This is a genomic window from Flavimobilis soli (assembly GCF_002564025.1).
Lineage (GTDB): Bacteria > Actinomycetota > Actinomycetes > Actinomycetales > Cellulomonadaceae > Flavimobilis > Flavimobilis soli.
In genome coordinates this window covers 2,339,908-2,365,035 of the sequence record NZ_PDJH01000001.1, presented here as the reverse complement: position 1 = coordinate 2,365,035, position 25,128 = coordinate 2,339,908, and the positions used below count along the sequence as shown (strand labels likewise).

Below are 25,128 nucleotides of genomic sequence, written 5' to 3'. Positions count from 1 at the left end.
TCTTCTCGCGGGGCCTGGGCACGGTCTGCGCAGCCCAGGTGCCACGGCCCGGGAGGCGCTGCCAGCCGACGGCGCGGACCGCTCCGAGAGGTCGGGCTCGTGCACCCAGGACGCCCCGAACATGCGCGAAGGCGGACGGACCGGGTGGTCCGCCCGCCTTCGCGAGGTGCAGGGGCGCGGGTCACCGTGACCGGCGACCCTCAGCTCACTGGAGGAGCTGCAGGACGCTCTGCGGGATCGACTTCGCCTGGGCCAGCATCGCCGTGCCGGCCTGCGACAGGATCGACGAACGGGTGTACTGGACCATCTCCGAGGCCATGTCCGTGTCACGGATACGGCTCTCCGACGCGGCCAGGTTCTCCGCGGCGACGTTGAGGTTGTTGATCGTGTGGTCGAAACGGTTCTGGACCGCACCGAGCGACGAACGGGTCTTGGAGACCGTGTCGATCGCGGCGTCGATCGCGACGATCGCAGCGCTCGCGCCCGCGAACGTGGCGACGGCCAGAGCGTCGACGCCGAGGTCGCCCGAGGACATGCCCGTGCTCAGCTCGACCGTGATGACGTCGTTGGTCGAGGTGTTGGCGCCGACCTGGAACGCACCGTCGTAGGAGCCGTCGAGCAGGGTCTTGCCGTTGAACTCCGTGGTGGCCGCGATGCGGTCGAGCTCCGTGGCGAGCTGCGTGATCTCGTCCTGGATGTTGCCCTTGGCGGTCGCGTTGAGGCCACCGTCGTTCGCGGCCTGGACGGACAGGGTGCGCATGCGCTGGAGGATGGAGTGCGTCTCGGTGAGAGCACCCTCAGCGGTCTGGACGACGGAGATGCCGTCCTGCGCGTTGCGGACGGCCTGCTTCGTGCCGTTGATCTGCGCGCGCAGACCCTCGGAGATCGCCAGACCGGCAGCGTCGTCAGCAGCACGGTTGATGCGAAGGCCGCTCGAGAGCTTCTCGAGGGACTTGCTCAGGTCGTTCTGCGTGTTGGCGAGGTTGCGGTACGCGTTGAGCGCCGCGATGTTCGTGTTGACCGAGAGAGCCATGATGTTTCTCCTCCTTGACGTGGCCCGAAACACCGGCCCGTCCATGGGCCGACACTGAGCACATCGGTCGAGAAGCGCGGGTTAGTAGGTTTCCGCGCGAGGATCGAGCCCCGCGACCGGCATGCGAGAAGGCGGGCGGACCGTCAGGTCCGCCCGCCTTCTCGCGGTGCAGGGGCGCGGGTCACCGTGACCGGTGACCCTCAGCTCACTGGAGGAGCTGGAGAACGCTCTGCGGGATCGACTTCGCCTGGGCCAGCATCGCCGTGCCGGCCTGCGACAGGATCGACGAACGGGTGTACTGGACCATCTCCGAGGCCATGTCCGTGTCACGGATACGGCTCTCCGACGCGGCCAGGTTCTCCGCGGCGACGTTGAGGTTGTTGATCGTGTGGTCGAAACGGTTCTGGACCGCACCGAGGGTCGAACGGATCTTGGAGACCCGGTCGATCGCGGTGTCGATCGCACCGATGGCGGCGGTCGCACCAGCGAGCGTCGTCACGTCGACCGTGGTGAGCGCGAGGCCCGTGACGCCGACAGCGGTCGTGAGCGTGACCGTGATGACGTCGTTGGTCGACGTGTTGGCGCCGACCTGGAACGCGCCCGAGTAGGTGCCGTCAAGGAGCTTCTTGCCGTTGAACTCCGTGGTGGCGGCGATGCGGTTGAGCTCGGTGCTCAGCTGCGAGATCTCGTCCTGGATGTTGCCCTTGGCGGTCGCGTTGAGGCCACCGTCGTTCGACGCCTGGACGGAGAGGGTGCGCATGCGCTGGAGGATGGCGTGCGTCTCGGTGAGAGCACCCTCAGCGGTCTGGACGACGGAGATGCCGTCCTGCGCGTTGCGGACAGCCTGCTTCGTGCCGTTGATCTGCGCGCGCAGACCCTCGGAGATCGCCAGACCGGCAGCGTCGTCAGCAGCACGGTTGATGCGAAGGCCGCTCGAGAGCTTCTCGAGGGACTTGCTCAGGTCGTTCTGCGTGTTGGCGAGGTTGCGGTACGCGTTGAGCGCCGCGATGTTCGTGTTGACCGAGAGAGCCATGATGTTTCTCCTCCTTGACGTGGCCCGAAACACCGGCCCGTCCATGGGCCGACATGCAGCAGATCGACCGCTTCTCGCTGGATTGAAGACTTCTGGGACGGATTCTCGTCGCGCGTCCGTGCACCGCTCGGCGTGCTGGTCGACGCCCGGGTCACGACGACGACCCGGGCGTGACACGCCACCGCCCGCCCGCGCCGAGGGGCGCAGGCGGGCGGTGTACCGCGCAGGGGCGGGTCAGGCGTTCGCCCCGACGAGACCGGGCGCGACGATGTCGAGCTCCGCGAGGAGAGTGGCCTCGTCCTCGGGGGCGACGAGCCCGAGCGCCTCCTCGAGCGCGGGCACGGCGCGCTCGTCGCCGTACGCGCTGATGGCGAGGGCGGCGGCGAGGGCGCGGTCGCGGGCGGCCCGGTCGGAGTGCTGCGCGAGGGAGACGAGGAGGCACTGCTCCGCGGCACCGTGGCGGCGCAGCTCTGCCGACCAGTACGCAGCGCCCTCGAGGTCGATCACCGGCGCGAGCATGCTCGCGGCGGACAGCACGGTGATGTCTCCCGGGCGGGTCCGGTACATGACGCCGAGGAAGTCGCGGACGCGGGCGTGCCCGGCACCGAGCACGCACGCGTGCACGAGCTCGCGCCACAGGCGCGGCGAGGCCTTCGCGAGGATGCCGGCGAGCTGCTCCTCGGTGAAGCAGTCGACGAGGATCGCGGGCGCGCCGGGCGCGATGTCACGCTCGACTGCACGGCGTGCGAGGAGCTGCGCCGGGCGACGTCGGCCGAGCTTCGCGAGCGCGGCGACCTCGACGGGGGCGAGGTCGAGGCGGTCGAGGCGCTGCCCCTGGCTCGTGACGGTCGTCGAGGGGATCTTCTCGATCTCGGCGAGCGCTGCTTCGGCGTCGCCACGGCTCATCTCGTAGCGGGCACGCAGCGCCTGCGCGAAGACGGGCGACTCGTCGTGCTGCTCCCACTCGTCGAGCCACAGGCGCACCTGCTCCTCGGTGCCGGAGTTGACGGCGACGGCGCTCATGCCGAAGCCGAGCAGCCAGCGCTGCTTGCGGTCGTGGAGGTCAGGGAGGATCTGCTCCGCGTAGGCGAGCGCCTCGGTCGGCTCGTTGGCGAGGACCATCGAGCGCGCGACGTGGACGCGGGCCGCGGCGATCTCCGCGGGGGTGCCGGTCGCCTCGATGTTCTCGAGGTTGCGCTGGGCGATGCGCAGGTTGCGCGCGCCCTTGTCGTGCGCGGCGACCGCCTCGACGGTGTAGCCGGAGTGGCGGACGGAGCAGGTGTGGAGCAGGGCCGAGCCGGTGCTCGCGCCCGTCTGGACGGGCTGCTCGTGGATCTTGCCCTGCCACTGGCGGCTGCCGCGGCGGTAGATGCGGATGCCGGTGATGACCGTGTCGCTGAAGTGGTTGGCGAGCGGGACGACGACGCCGTCGTCCTCCCCCTCGACGCGCATGAGGAACGTGTCCTCGGGGCCGCGCGCGAGCCGCTTGCGCAGGAGCTTGGGGTCACCGACGAAGACCTCGTCGGCGTCGAGGATGAGAACCCAGTCACCGGTCGCGTGCGACTGGGCGCGGTTACGGGCCGCCGCGAAGTCGTCGTCCCAGTAGCCCTCGATCACGCTGTCGGTGTAGCGCGCCGCGATCTCGCGCGTCGCGTCGGTCGAGCCGGTGTCGTAGACGACGACCTGGTCCGCCCACGTCGTCGACTCGAGGCTCTTGGCGAGGACCGCCTCCTCGTCCTTGACGATCATCACCACGCTGACGGTGGTCCGGGCGTTCTTCTGCACGTCGTCTCCTGGGTCTGGGTCGCTTGACGGGCGTACGCGCGTGCCCGTCACGCATCCCTATCGTCCGTTCCGTGCCGATGGTGAGCGGCTCAGGTGAGCCGGCGCTGCTCCCCCGGTCGGCTGCGCGGCGCGCCGCGTCCTCTCGGGACGCTCGAGCCGCACCTCCCCCGGACACGACGACGCCCGGCCCCTGCTGGCAGTCAGGAGGGCCGGGCGTCGTCGTCGGGGGTCTTGCGGTTCTCTCAGGCGAGAGCGGCGAAGCGCGCTGCGGGGACGCCGTCAGCGATGCCGAGCTGGGCGGCTGCGCCGACCGTGCCGGAGAGGGCTGCGGCGGCCGCGCGAGCGGTCGCGGCGACGTCGACGGACTCGACGTTCTCGCGGACGGCCGAGAAGTACGCCTCGCGACGACGCTGCGCGACACCGGCGGGGTTGGCCGGCGTCTCGACGAGCTCGGGGTCGAGGTGGACGTTCATGCCGTCCTTGAGGAGGGACATGGCCTCGCTGCGCAGCTGGCTGACGCGCGACTGCGTGACGCCGAGCTCGGTCGCGATCTCGGTGACGGCGCGGTCCTCGAAGAAGATGCCACGCACGACGACGCGCAGGCGCTCGGGGAGGGCCTCGACCGCGGCGTGGAGGTAGGTGAGGCGCTCAGCGTTGAGGGCCGCCTCCTCGGGGTCCGGGGCGCGGTCGGGGAGGATGTCGGCGATCGCGTTGTCGTAGCCGTCGATGCTGAGCACGCGGCGCGACGCGTCGTCGCGGACCTGGTCGACCTCGGAGACGTCGACGCCGAGGGCCTCGGCGAGCTGCTCGCGGGACGGCGCGCGGCCGAGGGTCGCGGTGAGCTCGTCGGTCACGGCGGCGAGACGGCGGACCTTGGTGCGTGCGCCGCGGGAGGCCCAGTCCATCGAGCGGAGCTCGTCGACGAGCGCGCCGCGGATGCGGATGGCCGCGTAGCGGTTGAACGGGACGCCGGTGGCGGGGTCGTACCCCTCAGCGGCACGCACGAGTGCGAGGGCGCCTGCCGAGGCGAGGTCGTCGCGGGCCACGTGACGTGGGACACGGGCCATCATCTCGTTGACGTGGTAGCCGATGAGTGGAAGGTGCTCTTCCACCAGGGCGTTGCGGGTTTCGTTGACTGCCATGGGGCAAGTCTCATCATGCGAACAACCTCACGATCCATACCGTGTTAAGTCCATCTGTGGCATGCCTCATGCGCAGAGTCCCGGCGAAACGGACACACCTCCTCCATCTGTGCAGGTCAGAGCAACCAATTGTGCAGCCACTGAACTAAATACGTGTGACGTAGATCACACTTCTAACCGATCCGGAAGTTGTTCGCGTGCTCATGGGTGCTACCACCCAGGTTGTTCAGCGCTGATGAAACGTTTCGATTGGCGCAAAGTTGTGCAGTGCCTCACACCGCGCGCATGGTGGAGACGTAGCAATCGCGCCAGATGCATCCGCCCCAAGCCCCGCAAAGCGGCGATCGAATCGTTTGACCTGCACAAAGTCGGACAGAACCGGCGTCAGGACGTACCGGGCACAGCGGCACGAACCGCGCCAGGCGATGCCCCGGGCGAAACGAGTCAGCAAAACACTCATCCCCCCAGCCCCCTGCCCGATGATCAAGGTTGACCCCCCGGAGCGCAGACCGCCTCCGACCGAGACCCCCGAGGAGCGCCATGGGTATGCAGAGCCTGTCCGCCATGCTGTGGCGCGAGCGGCAGCTGCTCGAGCTGCTGCTGTTCAAGCTCGAGGTGGAGCAGCTCCTGCTCACGAGCGGGCGCACCCGCTGGCTCGCGCACGCCACCGACGAGGTCGAGCGCGTGCTCGAGCAGATCCGCACCACGGAGCTCGGCCACGCCGTCGAGTCCGACGCGGTGGCCGCCCAGCTCGGCCTCGCGCCCGGTGCGACCCTCGCCCAGCTCGCCGACGCCGCGCCTGCCCCGTGGGACGGCCTCCTCCGTGAGCACCGGGACGCCTTCATCGACCTCACGGGTCAGATCGAGAGCCTCGCGGCCGACAACCGCACGCTCTTGACCGCCTCGCACCGCGCCGCCCAGGAGACTCTCATGGCGGTCACGGAGGCTGTACAGACGTACGACGCCACCGGCCACGCCGGCCAGGCCACCGGCTCCGCGTCCCTGCTCGACGAGACGCTCTAGGAGAAATACCGCGATGTCCTCCTTCTCGACCCTGTCCACGGCACTGAGCTCGATGACGACCCACCGCGCGGCGCTCGACGTCGCCGGTCAGAACGTCGCCAACGTCAACACCGTGGGATACACCCGCCAGCGCGCCGAGACCGCCTCGGTCTCCGCCATCGCCTCCGCGTCGCGCTTCTCCTCCGGCCTCACCGTCGGCCAGGGCGTCACCGTCACGGGCGTCTCCCGGCTCGGCGACATCTTCGCGGACGCCCGCGTGCGCTCCTCGACGTCGCTCGCCTCCGACCTGCTCGCCCGGGCCGAGTCGCTCACGCGCCTCGAGTCGACCATCACCGAGCCGTCGGACGAGGGCGTCGCCGCCCAGCTCGCGCAGTTCTGGGCGTCGTGGCAGGACCTCTCGAACAACCCCGGCGAGGCCGCCCCCGCCCAGGTCGTGCTCGAGTCCGCGACCATGCTCTCCGACGCGATCCGCGCCGGGTACAAGGCCGTCGACACGCAGTGGACCGAGATGCGCACGCAGGTCAGCGCCCTCGTCAACGAGGTCAACACCACGGCGCAGGGCATCGCCGAGCTCAACAGCTCGATCCGCTCCGTCACCGTCTCGGGTGGCAACGCCAACGAGCTCATGGACAAGCGCGACCAGCTCGTCCTGCGCATGTCCGAGCTGACCGGCGCGACCGCGCGTCCGGTCGAGGACGGCACCGTGACCGTCTCGATCGGCGGCAACCCCGTCGTCGCCGGTGACCGCGCGTACGGCCTGCACCTCGAAGGTGCGACCAAGATGACCGGCGCCGCGTCCGACGTCCCGCTCATCGCGTGGGACCGCGACTCTGCAGGTCCCGTCTCCCTCGACGGCGGCACGCTCGCCGGCATGATCGCCGCGCTCGCCCCCGCGAACGCGAACGGGACCGGCGGCATGCTCGCCGAGGCCGCGGCCGCCTACGACTCCCTCGCCACGTCGCTCGCGACCAAGGTCAACGCGATCCATTCCACCGGCGTCACCACGACCGGCGCCCCCGGCGGCGACTTCTTCACGCTCGGCACCGACCCGGCCGTGCCGCCGTCCCTCGCGCTCAGCCTGGTGTCGACCGACTACCGCAACATCGCGGCCGCGGCGCCCGGCAACGGCGCGTTCGACGGCTCGATCGCCGACCGCATCGCGCAGATCGGTGTCGCGGTCGACAGCCCGGACCGTGACTGGCAGCGCTTCGTCGTCGACCTCGGCGTCAACACGCAGTCCGCCATCCGCTCCGCGACGGTCGCCGAGAACGCGCGCTCGACCGCCGAGCAGATCCAGCTCGCCCAGACCAGCGTCGACATCGACGAGGAGACCATCAACATGCTGGCCTTCCAGCGTGCCTACCAGGGCGCCGCACGCGTCCTGACGACGGTCGACGAGATGCTCGACACGCTCATCAACCGGACGGGGGTCGTCGGCCGATGATCACGCGCATCACGCACCAGATGACGCAGCGCACGTCCCTGGAGAACATCCAGACCAACCTGCGCGCGATGTCCAAGCTGCAGGGGCAGGCGTCGAGCCTGCGCCGCATCGAGAAGCCGTCCGACGACCCGGCAGGCACCGCGCAGGCGCTGCGCCTGCGCGCCGAGAGCCGGGCGCTGATCCAGTACGACCGCAACGCGAGCGACGGCGCAGCCTGGCTCAACACGGTCGACACCGCGCTGACCACCGCCTCGACGCAGCTCACGCGAGCCCGCACGCTCGCCATCCAGGGCGCCAACTCCGGCACCATGAACGCGCAGGCGCGCGAGGCGATCGCCCAGGAGATCGAGGCAGCGCGCGACGCGCTCCTCGGCCAGGCGAACACGACGTACCTCGGCCGTTCCGTCTTCGCCGGCACCTCCGACGCCGGCGCCGCGTTCGAGCGCGACCCGATCACCGGGACGTACACCTACAACGGGGGTGCGGGCACCGTCGAGCGCCGCATCGCCGAGGACGTCACCGTTCGCGTCGACGGGAACGGCGCTGCCGTGTTCGGCACCGGCGCCACCTCGGTGTTCGCGACGCTCGACCGACTCGCGGCAGATCTTCGGGCAGGAGCAGACGTGTCTGGTTACATCGACGAGATCGACGGGCACCACGACGCGATCCTCCAGGAGACGGCGACGATCGGTGCTCGCACCAACCAGATCCAAGCCCAGCTCCAGGCGAACTCGAGCAAGAAGCTCGCGGTGAAGGCCGACATCTCCGCGGTCGAGGACGTCGACCTCGCCGAGACGCTGGTCAACCTCCAGGCCCAGGAGGTCGCCTACCAGGCGGCGCTCGGAGCCACGAGCCGGGTCCTGCAGCCGACGCTGCTCGACTACATCCGATGATGGGAGCGCTGAGCATGGCAGACCCCGTGGTCCAGGCCGAGAGCGAGCCGAGCTCGATCACCTTCGTCACCGCGCCTCCGGGCCTCGACGGGATCCACGACTTCTCGCTGCGCTCGCTCAGCGCCGAGGGTGCCCTGTTCTCGCTGACCGCGAAGGGCGAGGACTCGTCGTTCGTCGGCGGGGTCGCGCCGCGCCTCTTCCTGATCCACCCGGGCGTCTACTTCCCGGACTACACGCCGCGCATCAGCGACGAGGTCCTCGCCACGCTCGGCGCGCCGGGTGAGCCGACCACCGCCGAGAACCTGGCCGTCCTCGTCGTCCTCAACCCTGGGGCGGCGCCCCAGGACACCACGGCGAACCTGCTCGCCCCGGTCGTCATCGACACCACGACCGGCAACGCGCTCCAGGTCGTCCTCGACGACGGGTCCTGGCCGCTGCGCGCCGCGCTGCACGCCGCCTGATCCCTTCCCCGCCTTCTACGCCTGATCTCGGAGACCTCGTGTCCTATTCAGAGAACCCGACCAGCGAAGACAGCCTGAGCGCTGCGCTCGCGCAGCTCGAGGAGCAGATCCTCGAGGACAAGCCTGCCGTCTACTTCAACCGCGTGCCGCTGATCGCTGCGGACGGGCTCGTGTGGGGCTACTGCCTCGCGGTCGTCGACCCGACGAAGACGCGCCCCGGCAACGAGGAGCAGCTCGAGGTTGCCCTCCAGGAGCTCGACCTCGACAAGCTCGCGTACACGCGGCCGCTGCTCATCCCGGGCACGATGAACTTGCTTGACGGGAGCGTCGCGCTCCCCCACCACGACGGCGTGCTCGGCCTCGTGCTCACGCCCGAGCTGCTCGCTGCCCCGAAGGCGGGCGACCACATGCGCGACCTGCGCAACGCGGGCGTGCTCACGGTCATCAGCGACTACCGCGGCGGGGAGCGTCAGGACGAGCTCCTTCCGTTCGCGTCGCACGTGCAGATCTCCTACGGCGCGGACGTGCTCGACCACGCCGCGCTCGTGGAGCGCGCCGGTGCCGCCGGCGTCAAGGTCATCGCCGAGGGTGTTCCTGGCGGCCTGCAGGCCTCGGCCTGGCCGACCGGTGCCCAGCTCGTCATGGACGCGGTCTACGGCGCGCAGCAGCACGAGACGGAGCGACAGCTCTCCCCGAACGAGCTCGCGTGCCTCGAGGCGGTGCGCCTCCTCGCGGAGGACGACGTCGAGCCGGCCAAGATCGCGACCGTCCTGGGCACGGATCCTGAGATGGTCATGCGCCTGCTGCACCTGGTCAACGCGTCGACCGAGGGCCTGCCCAACCGCGTCGACTCGCTCCAGCAGGCGATCGTCCTGCTCGGCCCGACGAAGATCACGGGCCTCGTCATGGCGTCGCTCATCTCGTCGACCGTCAAGAACATCGACAACCTGTGGCTCCTGATCGCCCGCGGCGCGGCGTGCCGCGAGCTGGCCGGGGGCGACGACGCCGCATACACGGTCGGCCTGCTGTCGGCGCTCGCGCACGAGACGGGCATCCCGACGCGCACGCTCGCGGAGCGCACGCGCGTCTCGCGCGAGGCGTCTGCCGCGCTGATCCTGCACGAGGGGCCGCTGGGGCGGATCCTCCAGGCCGTCATCGCGCACGAGCACCACGACCCCGAGGGTGTGGAGCGGGCCGGTCTGTCGGCGGAGGCTGTCGCGCTCGCCTACCTCGAGGCGATCCCGTGGGCGCTGTCGACGGTCCTCGCGACGTCGAACGGCTGACGCACAGGTCCTCACGAGCGCGCGGCGCCGGTCTCTCTGACCGGCGCCGCGCGTTCGTCGTACCAGGGGCCTACCAGCCGTCCTCGAGGGCGAGCGTCTCCGTGTCGGCGGCACGCAGGAGCGCCTCGACGCGGTGACGGTCGTCCCAGCGGCCCGAGGTCTGCGCGATGCCGCGTGCTGCTCCCGCGACGTCGAGGGCCAGGACGGGCTCGCGGGGCCACCACGCGACGTCGACCCCGTCGACGGTGATCCTGTCGCAGCGGGTCCACCCGGGCAGACCCGCGACGGGCTGCGCGGGTCGCGCCCCGTCGACGTGCACGACCGGTTCGGGCAGCTCGTCGACGAGCGGGACGTCGAGCAGGTCGGCGACGTCGGTCCCGCCGGGCACGACGGCGCGGACCTGCGCCCAGGCGGGGTCGTCGCCGACGACGGCATCCTCGGTCCGCACGACGCACGCCCGTACGCGCAGGTGGGACGTGCGCGCAGGGCTGTCGGCCGCCTCCTCCGCGGAGTCGTCTCCCGCGGCCGGGGTCGGTGCACCAGGCGCACGTGACGCCGCGGCGCCCACGCTGAGCGGGGCACCGCGCTCGGGCACCGCCACGACGACGAGCTCGGGCGGCTCGGCCTCCCCGAGCCGCGCGACGTCGGGCAGCGCACGCCACAGCGCCGTCGCCTCGGCCGCAGGGACCGGCGTGCCTGCCTCCGGGAGGTCTTCGAGCACCCGCGCCCACGCGGCCGCGTCGAGCGACGCGAGGTCCTGCGCACCGTCGACCGCACCGACGGCACGCCACACGGCGTCGTCGACGCGCGCGTCCTCGAGCGACGCGGGCAGCGGCGCGAGGAGCGACGTCCGGCCGCTGCGGGCCCACGGCCCGCCGAGCTGCTCGCGCAGCCACCACGCCGTGTAGCTCGGCACGCCGCGCGGCCCCGCCAGGAGCGCCTCGCGCGCCTCGCGGTCGCTGGCGACCCGCTCGAGGAGGTGCCCCCAGCGGTCGTCCGCGACCGCGTCGAGGTCGTCGACGACGGCGACGTCCCCCACCGGCTCGCCGTCGCCCACCGCGTGCGCGAGGAGGGCGAGGTAGTCGGCCCAACGGTCCGGGCCGTCCTCGTCCGCGAGGTCCGGGTCGAGCGTCGCGACGACGTCGCGAACCGTCCGCACGACGACGTCGACGCGCACGCCCACCACGACGAGAGCGGGCGCGCCGTACCGCTCGACGACGTGCGCGGCGACGGGCACGAGACCGTCGAAGAGGCCTGCGGCGACCGAGCCGGGCAGCGACAGGTCGCGCGCGGCCATGAGCTCGCCGTCCTCGTTCTCGAGCGGCAGCCCGCCGAGGTGCGTGAGACGCACGTCGGGGTCGCCGTCCGCGACCGCGCCCGCGAGCGTCAGGAGCGCCTCCACGAGGCCGGACTCCTCCGCGGTGAGGTCGTCGGGGTCGACCGCCTCGTCGAGCGCCGCGTCGAGCGTCGCGACCGCGGCGCGGGCCGGCGCGCCCTCGAGGAGCGCGCGCGGGGACGCGACGACGGCCCCCAGGCGCTCGAGGACGTCGTGCGCCTCGGTCGGGACGTGCTCGGGGTCGGCGACGCTCGCGCCGAGCAGGCGCAGCGCTTCCGTCACCCTGGAGGTGCCCGGCGCGGGATCGGCGGGGGCGAGGAGCACGTCGCGCGGACCCGGCGCGACCGCGCCCCCCAGCAGCGCGACGCGCAGTCCCGCGAACGCCTCCGCGTCCCTGCCACGCGCGTGCGGTCGCAGTGCTCGCAGCAGGGCGGCGTCGGCGAACGGGACCTCGTCGACGACGTCCGTCAGCGTGCGCGTCGCGACGCCCGCACGTCGCGCCGCAGCGCGGCGTGGCCGGGGCACGTGCACGAGGCCGTCGACGTGCCGCGCGAGCGCGGCGACGAGCGCCGGGTCGTCGGCGGCGTCGCCGTCCGCGAGCATGACGGCGTCGGCGGGTTCGAGGAGCCGGGCCGAGCCCTCGTCCGTCGTCGGCAGGATCCTCGCGTGGCGCAGCGCGTCGATCGCGTGCTCGTGCAGCGCGGCATCGACCGCGCCCGCCGGGAGCGCCGTCGGCACGAGGGCGAGCGCGTCGCCTCCCCGGGAGGCGACCTGCTCGGCGAGGCGCGCGTACGCACGGCCAGCCGCCCGCAGCACGACGTCGGTCGCGGGGCCGCGGGCGACGTGGCGGCGCGTGGGGTCGAGCGGGAGCGACGCGACGAGGACGGCACCGAGCGTGCAGGGCTCGTCGGTCGGCGTCGGCGCGTGCACGCGCCCGAGGCCCAACGCCGACGCTGGGCTCCCGTCCGCGTCTCGCCCTGCCCCGCGCGTCTCGGTTGGCGGCAGCGCCCACGTGACGCTCCACGACGTGCGGGCCCGCTCCTCGACGGGACGATCGGCGAGGTCCGCGGCGTCGTGCTCGCCCGTCACGGTGACGACGTCCCAGTCGTGCGGCGGCTCGATCGTGCGGACGACGTCGCCGTCCTCGACGCGGACCTCGGCGAGCGCCGGCAGCGCGAGGAGGGTGAGCGCGCCGAGGTCGTCGAGCTGCGCGCGGACCACCGCGACAGCGTCGTCGTCGCGCAGCGCGAGGCGGACGACGGTCGCCCAGCCGCCGTCGACGAGGTCCGGGCCGTCGGCCGCGCCGTCGTTGTCGGAGTCGGAGTCGGGGAACGGGAGGCGCAGCGCCGGGAGCGAACCGTGGCGCGCGGCGACGGCGTCGTCGAGAGCGCGGCCGCGCTCGGGCACGGTCGCGCTGTCGGCCGTGAGGTCCGCGAGGGCCCGCGCGGTCAGCCCGGTCGAGAACCTCACGCCGCGCAGACCGGCCGCGTCCGTCGTGACGACGCGGACGTCGTCGGCGACCGAGCGCACGGCCGCGAAGCCGACGCCGAAGCGCCCGACGGACGCGAACGCGCGCGGTCGGGGCGCCTCCCGCCCCTCACGCTCGGACGCAGGCTCGTCTGCGGGCGGGGTCTCGTGGCCAGATCCGCGCGCCACGGGCGCGGACTTGGTCGAGGCGCGCATGGAGGCGAGCGCCCGGACGCCCTCGGGCGTCAGGGGCGCGCCGGTGTTGGCCACCTCGAGCGTGCGCGAGGCGGCGTCGAGCCGCAGGAGCACGCGGCCCGTCGGGCCGTCGTCGTGCGCGGTGACGGCGTCGGCGGCGCTCTGCGCGGCGTCGGCGGCGTTCTGGAGGAGCTCGGTGACGACACGGTCGCGGTAGTAGCCGCGGGCGTGGTCCTCCTCGGTGTTCGCGTCCTCGCGGAAGCGGTCGGGCGAGTCGAGCCACGCGGCGAGCGTCGCGGCACGCAGGCGCGCGGTCCCGAACGGGTCGTCGGCGTCGCGCGTGCGCGGGCTCATCGCGGAGCCGCGGTCACTCGTCGGCCGGGACGTCCTCGGCCGCAGCCTCGTCGGCAGCGGGAGCGTCGACCACAGGTGCCTCAGCGGCGGCCGGACCGTCGACCACAGGTGCCTCAGCGGCAGCGGGACCGTCGACCACAGGTGCCTCAGCGGCGGCCGGAACGTCGACCACGGGTGCCTCGCCAGCAGGCGCGTCGGCGGCAGGCGCCTCGCCCGGTGCCTCCGCGGCGGCCTCGTCAGCGGCGACCTCGACGGGCGCTGCCTCGTCAGCGTCGAGCTCGACGACAGCCTTCTCCGCGCCAGCCGTCTCCGCGGCGGCAGCCTCGGGCTCGACCTGCCGCTCGGCGTCGGCCGTCTCGGCAGCCTGGGGCTGCGCGGCGGCACCGTCCGTAGCCGCGGGCAGCGGGACGTCGACGACCTCGAGCCTCATCTCGTCGATGATCGGCGCGGGCGCGGGCCAGTCGGAGGCGTGCGCGGGGACGTCCGTCTCCGAGTGCGCGCCGCAGCCGTGGTCGAACGCGACGACGCGACCGTCGTCCTGCGACCACGGGTTGGTGCACACTCCGAAGAGCTGACCGAGCGAGCCCTGCAGGGGCACGAGGAACCCGCACGTCTGGCAGTCCGCGGCTGCGGCGGTCGCGTGCGGGTTGCGCGGGCCGGCAGCACCCTCGTACCAGCGCTGCGCCGCCTCGGCGATGCCATCCTGGGACAGCACGCGGGCGCGGGCGAGCGCGAGCTCGCCGATCGCGACCGAGTCGACCTCATCGTCGCCGGTCGGCACGAAGCCCGGCTCGAGCCGCGGGTCGTCGGCGCGGAACGGCAGGACGTCGCCGGGGCCGATGTCGCCGGGGCGAAGGCGCTCCGACCACGGCAGCCACTCGGGCGCGAGGATCGCGTCGACGCCGGGCAGCAGCTCGACCTCGCACACCGTCGCGGTGCGCCCGCGCGGCACGCGCGCGAGCGTCACGGTCCACGCCCAGCCGCGGTAACCCGTCATCGTGCAGCGGAAGCGGTGCTCGACGAGACGCTCCGAGACGACGGTCGCACCCTCGTGCTCACCGACGTGCTCAGCCCGGTCCGCGACCTCCTCGGCAGCGGCGCGCGCGAGGTCGACGGCGCCCGTCAGGACCGCGTCGGTGCGGGCGCGCGACGGCTTGGCGACGGCCGTGGCCATCACGCTCATGCCTCGAGACTGTCGGCGACGATCCGCAGCGCTCCAGCGACCTTCGCGCCGCTCGCCTTCTCGGGGTAGCGGCCACGACGCAGGTCGTTGCCGACCTTGTCCAGCACCTTGATGAGGTCCTCGACGATGACCGCCATGTCCTCGGCCGGCTTGCGCGCAGCCTTGGCGACCGACGGCACCGGGTCGGTGAGCGTCACCGCGAGCGCCTGCGGGCCGCGGCGGCCGTCGGCGACGGAGAACTCCACCTTCGCGCCGGGCTTGGGCGAGACGCCCTCGGGCAGCGCGGAGGCGTGCAGGAAGACCTCGTCGCCGTCGTCGGACGCGATGAAGCCGAAACCTCGTTCAGTGTCGAACCACTTGACCTTGCCGGTGGGCACGTGAACCTCGGGATGTTCGTAGGGATCCGGCGCGCGGCGCCGACATCGGACATGCGTGTCCAGGATACCGGGCCAGGTCCAGCCGTGTGCGCGGGTGCTACCGCGCCCGCGCGGCAGCATGCCCGCGCCGTCGTGCGCCAGCTCTTGCCGGCGCTCGTCGGCAGGAGCTGGCGTCGGCTCAGCGGTGCGCGCCGTCAGCCTGTCGCGCGCGGGCAGGGACGAGAGCCGCGGGGAGCGCGAACAGCGCGCCCGCCCCGACGCGGCGCAGCCCCGTCTCGATCAGCAGGGCGAGCGCGACGACGACCGCGCCACCCCCGTACAGGAGGAGGGCGAGCCCCGCAGGGTTGCTCGTGAAGGCGACCGCGTCGACGCGGTCCCCCGTCGCCCACCACCACAACGGGATCATCAGCAACGGGTGCAGCACGTACACGGAGAGCGTGTGCCGCCCGACATACCCCCCGACGCGCGCGACCGCGGCAAGGCGCGACGCGAGCACGCACACCACGACGACGATCGGCACCGTGGCGAGCCGCGCGACGACCGCGAACACCGACGATGTCAGGTCCGCGACCGTCCCGGCGACCGTGACGAGCACGAACGCCGCTGCAGCGGGGAACAGCCACCACCAGCGCAACCGCCCGAGAGCTGCCGCGTACGGGGCCAGGTACACGCCGACGACGAAGAACACGAAGTTGAAGCCGATGCGCTCGGCGGCCCAGACCTCCCAGCCGCGGATGACGACCGCGAGCACCCCGGCGGCAAGGATCACGACCGCCGCCGGGATGCGGAGCCGCACCATCGCGATCATCACGAGGGCGTAGCAAGCGAGGGCGAACAGGTACCAAAGGGAGGTCGCCGGGGCGACGAGCTGCCGGAGCGCGGCCGAGACCGACGTGAACGCGTGCGGGTACCCCGTCGTCGACGGACGCACCGCGACCGCAGCCGCGAAGACCACCCAGTAGACGGCGAGCCAGACCACGTACAGGTAGTACGACGAGACGGCGCGACGCACGCTGGCCGCGTCGATCCGAATCCGCCCCGTGGTCAGGAGCGTCCGCGACACGAGCAACCCCGACAGGAGGAAGAGGCCCGGCATGAGGAACCGGTCCATGATTCCGTGTGCTAGGTCCCACCAGCGGCTCGTGTCCCGGACGACGGGCAGTCCCGTCGTCTCGACGACCCACAGCTCGACGTGGAACACGACGACGAGACACACGCACGCGGCGCGCATCACGTCGGGCCATGCGAGCCGGTCTGGCTTCGTCACGGTCACGGGCGGCGGGACGCGCGTCGAGGTCATGCTGTCGAGCCAACCACCGATCCCGGCTGCGGCGGCAGGACTCACTCCGTGCCTCACTCGCGCGTGCCCGATCTTCACCCCGCTCGGGGGACCGAGCGGTCGCAGCGCGAAGCGCAGGCGCACGCGTCGTTGGTAGCCTCGACGGGCTGGCTGCGTGTACAGGCCAGGCGGTGGGGCTCGTCCGGGCCCGTGACACAAGGAGTCAATACGTGCGCATCCTCGTCACCGGCGGTGCCGGCTTCATCGGCGCGAACTTCGTCCACCAGACCGTCCGCGAACGTCCCGACGCCGACGTGACCGTCCTCGACGCGCTCACGTACGCGGGCAACGCGGCGTCGATCGAGGGTCTCGAGCGCGTGCGCCTGGTCCAGGGTGACATCGCCAACCTCGAGCTCGTCGACTCGCTCGTGGCCGAGTCCGACCTCGTCGTGCACTTCGCCGCCGAGTCGCACAACGACAACTCCCTGAACGACCCCTGGCCGTTCGTCCAGACCAACGTCGTGGGCACCTACTCGCTGCTCGAGGCGGTGCGCAAGCACGGTGTGCGCTACCACCACATCTCGACCGACGAGGTCTACGGCGACCTCGAGCTCGACGACCCGGCCAAGTTCACGGCGTCGACCCCGTACAACCCGTCGAGCCCGTACTCGTCGACCAAGGCGTCCTCTGACCTGCTCGTGCGCGCCTGGGCCCGCTCCTTCGGCATCGAGGCCACCATCTCGAACTGCTCGAACAACTACGGCCCGTACCAGCACGTCGAGAAGTTCATCCCGCGCCAGATCACCAACCTGATCGACGGCATCAAGCCCAAGCTCTACGGCAAGGGCGAGAACGTGCGCGACTGGATCCACGTCGAGGACCACAACAGCGCCGTGTGGGCGATCATCGACAAGGGCCGCATCGGCGAGACCTACCTCATCGGCGCCGACGGCGAGAAGAACAACCTCGAGGTCGTCCAGCTCATCCTTCAGGAGTTCGGCTACGCGCCCGACGACTTCGAGCACGTGAAGGACCGCCCCGGCCACGACCTGCGCTACGCGATCGACTCGACCAAGCTGCGCGAGGAGCTCGGCTGGGAGCCCCGCTTCACGAGCTTCGAGGACGGCCTGCGGGACACGGTCGCCTGGTACCGCGACAACGAGCCCTGGTGGCGCGCGGCCAAGGCGGCGACGGAAGCCAAGTACGCGGCCGCCGGTCACTGACCGGGAACACTCCCCACTTGTCAGACGGAGAGCGTCGTTTAGGCACGCGTCTGGTCTGACAGACGGTGCGCCAGAACCTGGCGGATGGTCGAGATCGTCCGATCCGGCGCCGTCGTGAGGTCCCGCCACGTCAGGCGGACCACCTGGTAGCCGAGAGCGGCCAGTCGCGCGTCGCGCTCGCGGTCCTCGTGGAAGCGGCCCCGGTGGGCATGCCATCCGTCGACCTCGATGATCAGCCGGGCACGACGGAACAGGACGTCGACGACGCCGATCAGGCCTGCGGCATCGGTGATGGCCACGTTCAGCTCCCAGCCCACGATGCGTGCGCGGCGCAGCAGCTCGACGAGGAGCTGTTCGGCGACGCTGAGGGCGCCGTCGGCGGTCTCGTCGAGCAGTCTGCGCAGCTGAGCGTTGCCGTGCCGGCCGGGCTCCTCGCTGAGCCGACGCTCCAGGTCCGCGCGAGTGAGCCTGCGCCGCGTCACCGACCAGGCCAGCAAGCGGCGCGCATCGTCGAGCGACGACCAGGCGAGCGTGTCCAGGATCGCTCGGCGCCAGGACGCGACGCGCACGACGCCATGGCGCATCACCTCGTCATCGGGCAACGGCACGCGGCGCGGCACGAGCCCCCGTGCCGGCCGGGCTCCTCGTTCACCGCGCCACACGTCGACGGTGCGCAGCTCTCCGACCGGTGCGCCGTGGACCGCCGCGGCCGCCGCACCGAGCACGACTCCGTCCGGCCAGGTGAGGCAGGCCGCAGCGGCCATCGCCCGCGGCGTCACCGGCTCGGCAGCGCACATCAGGCCTGCGCCGACGAGACGCCGCCATGCCCCTGTGCGGAGACGGTGCGCGACCTGCGTCCGACTGAGCCCGGCGAGCTGCGCCTGGGCAGACGTGAAGACGCGCTCCTGACGGGTGGCGACGGGCGGGACCCAGCGGGTATCGATCAGGCGAGGCATCAGAGCAGGATGCCGAGCGAATCTCTCTGTCGGCCGTTCTCCACAGGTGCTGGTAGCGCCTGTCAGACCAGATGCAGCACTTAGCGACGCTTCTGGTCTGACAACCACTCGGCGACGGCTGCGGCGTTCGGCAGCAGGCCGGAGTCACGTGCCTCGGACAGCCCCGGCGCCGCGGTGTCCTTGTCGGAGAGCTGGTAGGTCAGCGGCGTGCCGTCACGGCCGACCGTCGGCCAGTCAATGCCGACCTCGGGGTCGAGCGGGTGGATGCCGTGCTCACCGGTCGGGTTGTAGCCGGCCGAGCACAGGTAGACGACGGTCGAGTCGTCCTCGAGCGACAGGAACGCGTGCCCGAGCCCCTCGGACAGGTAGATCGCACGACGATCAGTGTCGTCGAGCAGCACGGAGTCCCACCGGCCGAACGTCGGCGAGCCGACGCGGATGTCGACGACGACGTCGAGCACCGCGCCCTTGGGGCACGTCACGTACTTGGCCTGGCCGGGCGGTACGTCAGCGAAGTGGATACCACGCAGCACTCCCGCCGCGGACACGGACATGTTCGCCTGCTGCAGGTCGAGCGGGTGCCCGACGGCCTCGACGAAGGGGCCGTTCTTGAACCACTCGAGGAACACCCCGCGGGGGTCGCCGAACTGCTTCGGCGTGATCTCCCACGCGCCGGGGACGCTGAGCTCGCGGTACTCCATCGGGGCCTCTCCTCGGTCGTCTGCCCGCGCGGCACGGGCGCGGCGGTACCGGGCCACCCTACCGATCACCCCGCGAGCGAGCGTCGAACCGGCACAATGGGCGGAGGTCATCGAAGACGGGAGCACGTGTGCGCTGGTTGGTCGTAGGTGGAGCAGGGATGCTCGGGCAGGACGTCGTCGCGCTGCTGCGCGAGCAGGGGCAGGACGTCGAGGTGAGCACCCGGCGCGACCTGGACGTGACCGACGCTGCGGCGTGCATGACGGCGGTCGCGGGCTTCGACGTCGTCGTGAACTGCGCGGCGTGGACGGCGGTCGACGACGCCGAGGCGCAGGAGGGTGAGGCGTTCGGTGCGAACGCCGTCGGCCCGGCAAACCTCGCGCGCGCGGCGAGCGCCGCGGGGGCACGGCTCGTGCACGTCTCGACGGACTACGTGTTCGACGGCGAGGCGACGACGCCGTACGCAGCGGACGCGCCGATCGCGCCGCGGTCGGCGTACGGCCGCACCAAGGCGGCTGGCGAGTGGGCGGTGCGCGCCCACGACACCCACGGCCGGCACGTCGTCCTGCGCGTCGCGTGGCTGTATGGCGCGGGTGGCAACAGCTTCCCCAAGACGATCGTGCGGCTGGCGCGTGAGCGTGGCTCGGTGAACGTCGTGACGGACCAGGTCGGTCAGCCGACCTGGACGCGCGACGTCGCGGACGTGGTCTGGCGGGTCGTGTCGGCGGACGTGCCGGGCGGGACGTTCCACGCGACGTCGGGCGGTGTCGCGTCGTGGTTCGACTTCGCGCAGGAGGCGGTCGCGGCCGCGGGCCTCGACCGCTCGGTCGTCGGCACGACGACGTCGGACGCTTTCGTGCGTCCTGCGCCTCGGCCCTCGTACTCGGTGCTCGGGCACGACGAGCTCGTCGCGGTAGGCGTCGCGCCGATCGGCGACTGGCGCGAGCGCTGGGCGGCCGCGTGCGCATCGGAAGGCTTCGCCGCCGCGGTTCTCGGCTAGCAACGCGGACGCGTCGGGGACGCCGTCGCACGGTCGATCTGGGACCTTCGACCCGCATCGCGCGGCGTCTGTCGCATTCGTCCGGAGTCTCGTGTCCAATGCGCGGACCGGGGGGTCCTTGGGCTCAAGGACGGCGTTCCCGTGCCGATAACATCGTCGAGACGTGAAGCGGGGGGCCCCTGAAGGTATTCCGCTCACTCTGCCACGAAACCGACATTCAGGGAGAACCATGCTTCGCAAGTCTGTTGTCGCGACGATGACTGCGCTCGCGCTCGCTGGCGCTGGCCTCGTCGCCGCGCCGGCGGCCACGGCCGCGCCCGTCGCCGCCGCTAGCTACGCCGCCGTGAGCACGACCACGTCCGTCTCCGTCGCCAAGGTCACGTACGGCAAGGCCTCCAAGGCTGTCGTCTCGGTGAAGGCCAAGGCCGGCACCGCGACGGGCACCGTCACCGTCAAGGTCGGCAAGAAGTCGGTCAAGGCGACGCTGAAGTCCGGCAAGGCCACCGTCTCGCTGGGCAAGCTCGCCGCGGGCAAGACCAAGGTCACCGCCACGTACGCGGGCAACGCCTCCTTCAAGGCGTCGTCGGCGTCGGCGACGGCCACGGTCTCGAAGGCTTCCGCCAAGACCACGGTCACCGCGCCGAAGAGCGTCAAGGTCGGCAAGAAGGCGACGATCAAGGTCAAGGTCTCGAAGAAGGCCGCTGGCAAGGTCACCGTCACCGTCAAGGGCAAGCGCGTGAACTTCAAGAAGACCGTGACCGTCAAGGCTGGCAAGACCGTCAAGGTCACCACGCCGAAGCTGAAGAAGAAGGGCACCTACAAGGTGACGACCTCCTTCAAGGGTGCGAACCACACGGCGGCCAAGAAGACCGTCAAGGTCAAGGTCAAGTGACCTCTCGCTAGACCACGGGGCGCGTCCATCGTTCGCGGTGGGCGCGCTCCGTCTCGTTGCGGGGCGTTCAGCGCCCCACGGTGCGCCCGCTCCCGGAACGGCAGCACTGCACGGCTCGACAGGATCAGGGAAGAAGCATCGTGGAGATCAGGACGTACCTGCGGATCGTACGAAAGAGCTGGATCGCGATCAGCGCGATCACGGCGTTCGTGCTCGCGGCGGCCGTTGCCGTCACTCTGCTCATGGCGCCCACGTACAAGGCGACGACCCAGGTCTTCGTCTCCGTCCAGGGCAGCACCTCCACGTCGGAGCTCCTCCAGGGCTCGAACTTCGCGCAGAACCGGGTCACGTCGTACACCGCGATGGTGGACGTCCCGCAGGTTCTCGACCACGTGATCGAAGACCTGGGGCTCGACACGACCGTGGCCGACCTTGCGGAGAACGTGTCGGCGAGCTCGCCGCTCAACACGTCCCTGATCAACATCGACGCGGTCGACGGCAACCCTCAGGTCGCCGCCCAGATCGCTGACTCGGTCGCGCGACGGTTCAGCGACGTCATCACCGAGTTCGAGCGGCCCGCTGAGGGTGGGGCCTCCCCGGTCAAGCTGTCGGTCGTGCGCGCGGCGGTCGTCCCGCTCGGGCCGGACTCGCCGAACCTCAAGCTGAACCTCGCTCTTGGCCTGCTGGCCGGCCTTGCGCTCGGCCTCGGATTCGCGGTGCTGCGCGAGGTCCTGGACACCGGTGTCCGTTCGGACGACGACGTCGCGGAGGTGGGTACCGCTTCCGTCGTCGCGCACATCCCGATCTCGCTCGACGCCGACGCGCCTCGCCTCGTGGTGCAGGACGCTCCGCTGAGCGGGCGTGCCGAGGCGTACCGGCGCCTGCGGACCAACCTGCAGTTCCTCGAGCTGACGGCGAACAAGCGGTCGATCGTCGTGACGTCGTCGCTCCCCGGTGAGGGTAAGTCGACGACGAGCGCCAACCTTGCGCTCGCCCTCGCTGACGCTGGCAAGAGCGTCGTGCTCGTCGACGCCGACCTCCGTCGCCCGGCTATCGCCCGCTACTTCGGCATCGAGGGTGCCGTCGGCCTGACCACCGTGCTCATCGGCGAGGCGGAGATCGACGACGTCCTGCAGCCGTGGGGCGACGGCCGGATGCAGATCCTCACCGCGGGCGAGGTCCCGCCGAACCCGTCGGAGATGCTCGGGTCGGAGTCCATGTCCCGGCTGCTCGAGGAGCTTGCCGAGCGGTTCGACGTCGTCCTGCTGGACTCGCCCCCGCTCCTCCCTGTGACGGACGCTGCGGTGCTCGGCCGGAGCACGGGTGGTGTGCTCCTCGTCGCGAGCGCTGGTCTCGTCCACAAGGCTCAGCTGAAGACCGCGCTCGGCTCGCTCGAGGCTGTCGGGGCTCGCATCCTGGGCGTGGCGCTCAACCGCGTGCAGGGCACGAAGGACGGCGGCTACTACTACGGGGAGTACCGGCAGCAGCACGGTGACGAGCCGCAGACGTCGGGCGCTGCGCGCACCACGCGGCCCCGCTCGGCACGCCGCGCTCCGAGGACCCGCTCCGCTGGCACCTCGGCGTCTCGATCGACCGACGACGGGAAGTCGGACCCTGCGCGCCGCAAGCGCAGGCGCCGCGTCCTGGCAGGTGTCGGGGCCGCGGTCGTTCTCGTCGTCGGTGGCGCAGCCGCGTGGGGGCTCTCGGCCGCACTGACGGTGCGCGACGAGCTCTCGGCTGCTGCCGAGGCAGTCACGCGCGCGAAGGATGCCGCGACGGCGGGTAACACCGATTCGGCGCAGGCCCTCGTGACTGCGGGCCGCGAGCACGCGGCCGCGGCGTCGGCAGCGATGGAGAATCCCGTGCTCGGGATCGCGACCCACCTGCCGTTCGTCGGGGATGACGTCGCCGTGGTGGGTCTCGTGACCGACGCGGTCGACGAGATGACGGGCACCGTGGTGCCCGGCCTGCTGGACGCGCTCGGGGTGCTCGAGGGGGACGGTCTTCTGAAGGACGGTGCCGTCGACCTCGACGCGCTGCTCGCGGTCCGCGCGCCGGTGCTCGACGCGGATGCCAGGATCTCCGCGCTCTCGGCGGAGCTGGCGGGAGTCCCGCGTGCGGGGCTTCTCGACCAGGTCGCCGCGCCGGTGGACCAGCTCGCCGAGGTGCTTGACGGCGTCCGGCCGGACCTGCGGACCGCCGTCAAGGCGGTCTCGGTCCTGCCGACCATGCTCGGCGGCGAGGGCGAGCGCAACTACCTCCTCGTGGTCCAGAACAGCGCCGAGGCGCGCTCGCTGGGCGGTATCGGCGGATCGTTCGCGGTGCTGAACGTCAAGGACGGCCGCCTCTCGGTCACGGCGCAGGGGTCTTCCGCCGACGTCCCCAGCTTCGACGACCCGGTCATCCCGCTGACGGAGGACGAGGAGGCGACCCTCGGGCCGCTCTTCGCCATGTTCCCGCAGAACCCGACGATGAACCCTGACTTCCCCCGTGCGGCACAGGCCTTCCAGGCGATGTGGGAGGAGCGTCAGGGGCTGCGGGTCGACGGCGTGCTCGCGACCGACCCGGTCGCGCTCGCGGCCCTGCTCGAGGTGACGGGCCCGGTCGTCGTGCCGGCGTCCGGGACCGAGCTGTCCGCGGAGAACGCTGTCCAGGTCCTGCTGAGCGACACGTACGCCGACGTCGAGGGCAACGAGAGCCAGGATCTGTTCTTCCAGCAGGCCGCGGTGGCGGTGTTCGACGCCGTGACCTCGGTGTCCGACGCCAGAGCGCTCATGGAGCCCCTCGCCGGGTCTGCCCGCGAGGGTCGGCTGCTCATGTGGAGCGCTGACGAGGCCGAGCAGGGGCACCTCGACGGGACGGTGCTGGGCGGAAACCTGACGGGCGCACGGGGCACGTCACCGGTCGTCGGCGTCTACCTGAACGACTCCCTGTCGTCGAAGATGACGTACTACCTCGAGACGGAGACGCACCTGAGGACGGATGCGTGCGGTGCGGACGCGCCCTCGCTCGGCCTGGACCTGACGCTGCGCTCGACGGCGCCCGCGGGCGCTGCGGGCCTCAGCGACTGGGTCTCGGGCTGGTCGGACGGCACCCAGCTGTACAACGTGCTCGTCTATGCGCCCACGGGCGGCTCGATCGGCAAGGTGACGATCGACGGCGAGGAGATCGCGGAGGAGAACCGCAGCCGCGGCGTGCACGACGGCCTCGCGGTCGAGGTTCTGGCGATCGAGCTCGCCCCTGGTGAGACGCTCGACCTGTCTGTCGAGATGACGGCCGGCACCGAGCTGACGGGCGCGCCGATCCTCCGCCAGACGCCGGGGCCGCGTGCGCTCGTCGCGGACACGACCAAGCGGGCGTGCGTCTGATCGCTGCACTGGTTTGCGGGGCCGGGCTCGCCGACGGCGTCGAGCGACAAGGCTCGGGCAGAATAGCGGTGTGACCACTACTGCTGCGCGTCCGACCATCCTTGCCGTGTGCACGGGAAACATCTGCCGCTCCCCCGCTGTCGAGCGACTGCTCCAGGCAGCTGTGGGCGAGGGCTTCGAGGTGCGGAGCGCCGGGACGGGGGCGCTGGTCGGTTCGCCGATCGACCCGCCGATGGCGCGCCTTCTCACGGACGAGGGTGTCGACACGACCGGGTTCGCCTCGCGACAGCTGACGCCTGACCTCGTGCGCGGCGCTGACCTGGTGCTTGCCCTGACGCGCGAGCACCGCTCAGCAGCGGTACGGATGGTGCCCGCTGCCCTGCGCAAGGCCTTCACGCTGCGTGAGCTGGCTCGGTTGCTCTCGCTCGCCCCTCACGAGGACCTGCCGGCCGAGCCGGCGGAGCGCCTCGCCGAGCTCTTGGTCCGGGTCCGGGCGACGCGGACGCAGAGCGGCGCACGACTGCCCGACGTGCGGGCGGAGGACGACGACGTCGTCGACCCGTACCGGGGCGACGACGCACTCTTCCTGGAGTCGTGGCGCCAGCTCGCACCGGCCGTCACGACGATCGCGGGCGCGCTGACCGGTTCCCCTGCGGGCACGACTCACTGATCGACAGACGACTGCGCCCCGCCCTTCCGGGC

Annotated in this window: 20 protein-coding genes; 10 read left to right on the top strand and 10 right to left on the bottom strand. The window is 71.7% G+C overall.

Annotation, left to right across the window (positions count from 1 at the left end):
- Positions 1-205 precede the first annotated feature (205 nt).
- The 4 genes from ATL41_RS10705 to ATL41_RS10690 all read right to left on the bottom strand — a co-directional run bounded on the left by ATL41_RS10705 (position 206) and on the right by ATL41_RS10690 (position 4,993).
- Positions 206-1,033, bottom strand: coding sequence for a flagellin N-terminal helical domain-containing protein (locus ATL41_RS10705; protein ID WP_098458461.1), 828 nt, complete (start codon positions 1,031-1,033; stop codon positions 206-208).
- A gap of 205 nt (positions 1,034-1,238) precedes the next feature.
- On the bottom strand, positions 1,239-2,066 hold the full coding sequence (locus ATL41_RS10700) for a flagellin N-terminal helical domain-containing protein (RefSeq protein ID WP_098458460.1): 828 nt from the start codon (positions 2,064-2,066) through the stop codon (positions 1,239-1,241).
- A gap of 234 nt (positions 2,067-2,300) precedes the next feature.
- Positions 2,301-3,851: a glycosyltransferase family 2 protein gene (locus ATL41_RS10695; protein WP_098458459.1), complete on the bottom strand. Its 1,551-nt coding sequence runs from the start codon at positions 3,849-3,851 to the stop codon at positions 2,301-2,303.
- A 242-nt stretch (positions 3,852-4,093) separates the two neighbouring features.
- Positions 4,094-4,993, bottom strand: coding sequence for a sigma-70 family RNA polymerase sigma factor (locus ATL41_RS10690; protein ID WP_098458458.1), 900 nt, complete (start codon positions 4,991-4,993; stop codon positions 4,094-4,096).
- 540 nt (positions 4,994-5,533) lie between these two features.
- On the opposite strand from ATL41_RS10690, the gene flgN reads away from it, so the two are divergent.
- From flgN to ATL41_RS10665, 5 genes are read left to right on the top strand one after another with little or no spacing between them, the layout of a single operon-like run.
- Positions 5,534-6,016 carry a flagellar export chaperone FlgN gene (flgN, locus tag ATL41_RS10685; RefSeq protein ID WP_098458457.1) on the top strand — a complete coding sequence of 161 codons (483 nt, stop codon included), beginning with the start codon at positions 5,534-5,536 and terminating at the stop codon, positions 6,014-6,016.
- Between the two features lie 13 nt (positions 6,017-6,029).
- Positions 6,030-7,460, top strand: coding sequence for a flagellar hook-associated protein FlgK (gene flgK, locus ATL41_RS10680; protein WP_098458456.1), 1,431 nt, complete (start codon positions 6,030-6,032; stop codon positions 7,458-7,460).
- Positions 7,457-8,353 carry a flagellar hook-associated protein FlgL gene (flgL, locus tag ATL41_RS10675; protein ID WP_098458455.1) on the top strand — a complete coding sequence of 299 codons (897 nt, stop codon included), beginning with the start codon at positions 7,457-7,459 and terminating at the stop codon, positions 8,351-8,353. Before flgK ends, flgL begins: the two co-directional genes overlap by 4 nt.
- 14 nt (positions 8,354-8,367) lie before the next feature.
- Positions 8,368-8,814, top strand: a complete 447-nt coding sequence (locus ATL41_RS10670; protein ID WP_169924558.1) for a flagellar assembly protein FliW — start codon at positions 8,368-8,370, stop codon at positions 8,812-8,814.
- A gap of 38 nt (positions 8,815-8,852) precedes the next feature.
- Positions 8,853-10,097 (top strand): EAL and HDOD domain-containing protein, encoded by a 1,245-nt coding sequence (locus ATL41_RS10665; protein WP_098458453.1) that lies wholly within the window; start codon positions 8,853-8,855, stop codon positions 10,095-10,097.
- Positions 10,098-10,167: 70 nt separating this feature from the next.
- On the opposite strand, the gene ATL41_RS10660 is transcribed toward ATL41_RS10665, so the two are convergent.
- From ATL41_RS10660 to ATL41_RS10645, 4 genes are all read right to left on the bottom strand, one after another.
- Positions 10,168-13,449, bottom strand: coding sequence for an ATP-binding protein (locus ATL41_RS10660; protein ID WP_098458452.1), 3,282 nt, complete (start codon positions 13,447-13,449; stop codon positions 10,168-10,170).
- Between the two features lie 13 nt (positions 13,450-13,462).
- A complete protein-coding gene (locus ATL41_RS10655) occupies positions 13,463-14,632 on the bottom strand; it encodes a DUF3027 domain-containing protein (protein WP_245854775.1) in 1,170 nt (389 codons plus the stop codon).
- Complete coding sequence (locus ATL41_RS13620; protein WP_098458450.1) at positions 14,629-15,009, bottom strand: cold-shock protein; 381 nt, start codon at positions 15,007-15,009, stop codon at positions 14,629-14,631. The genes ATL41_RS10655 and ATL41_RS13620 overlap by 4 nt, the downstream gene beginning before the upstream one ends.
- A gap of 178 nt (positions 15,010-15,187) precedes the next feature.
- Positions 15,188-16,309: an acyltransferase family protein gene (locus tag ATL41_RS10645; protein WP_098458449.1), complete on the bottom strand. Its 1,122-nt coding sequence runs from the start codon at positions 16,307-16,309 to the stop codon at positions 15,188-15,190.
- A 209-nt stretch (positions 16,310-16,518) separates the two neighbouring features.
- Between ATL41_RS10645 and rfbB the strand changes: the two genes are divergently transcribed.
- Entirely contained in the window at positions 16,519-17,511 is a 993-nt protein-coding gene (rfbB, locus tag ATL41_RS10640; RefSeq protein ID WP_098458448.1) for a dTDP-glucose 4,6-dehydratase, read from the top strand.
- A gap of 38 nt (positions 17,512-17,549) precedes the next feature.
- On the opposite strand, the gene ATL41_RS13195 is transcribed toward rfbB, so the two are convergent.
- Together ATL41_RS13195 and ATL41_RS10630 are read right to left on the bottom strand one after the other, a co-directional pair.
- A complete protein-coding gene (locus tag ATL41_RS13195; protein WP_169924556.1) occupies positions 17,550-18,131 on the bottom strand; it encodes an endonuclease domain-containing protein in 582 nt (193 codons plus the stop codon).
- Between the two features lie 416 nt (positions 18,132-18,547).
- Complete coding sequence (locus ATL41_RS10630) at positions 18,548-19,168, bottom strand: dTDP-4-dehydrorhamnose 3,5-epimerase family protein (RefSeq protein WP_098458446.1); 621 nt, start codon at positions 19,166-19,168, stop codon at positions 18,548-18,550.
- 128 nt (positions 19,169-19,296) lie between these two features.
- Between ATL41_RS10630 and rfbD the strand changes: the two genes are divergently transcribed.
- The 4 genes from rfbD (at position 19,297) to ATL41_RS10610 (ending at position 25,096) form a co-directional block, all read left to right on the top strand.
- The gene (rfbD, locus tag ATL41_RS10625) at positions 19,297-20,166 is read left to right on the top strand and encodes a dTDP-4-dehydrorhamnose reductase (protein WP_098458445.1); all 870 of its coding nucleotides are present in this window, start codon (positions 19,297-19,299) and stop codon (positions 20,164-20,166) included.
- Between the two features lie 229 nt (positions 20,167-20,395).
- Positions 20,396-21,058 carry an Ig-like domain repeat protein gene (locus ATL41_RS10620; protein ID WP_098458444.1) on the top strand — a complete coding sequence of 221 codons (663 nt, stop codon included), beginning with the start codon at positions 20,396-20,398 and terminating at the stop codon, positions 21,056-21,058.
- A 140-nt stretch (positions 21,059-21,198) separates the two neighbouring features.
- Positions 21,199-24,426 (top strand): polysaccharide biosynthesis tyrosine autokinase, encoded by a 3,228-nt coding sequence (locus tag ATL41_RS10615; protein ID WP_098458443.1) that lies wholly within the window; start codon positions 21,199-21,201, stop codon positions 24,424-24,426.
- A gap of 70 nt (positions 24,427-24,496) precedes the next feature.
- A complete protein-coding gene (locus ATL41_RS10610) occupies positions 24,497-25,096 on the top strand; it encodes an arsenate reductase/protein-tyrosine-phosphatase family protein (protein ID WP_098458442.1) in 600 nt (199 codons plus the stop codon).
- Positions 25,097-25,128 lie beyond the last annotated feature (32 nt).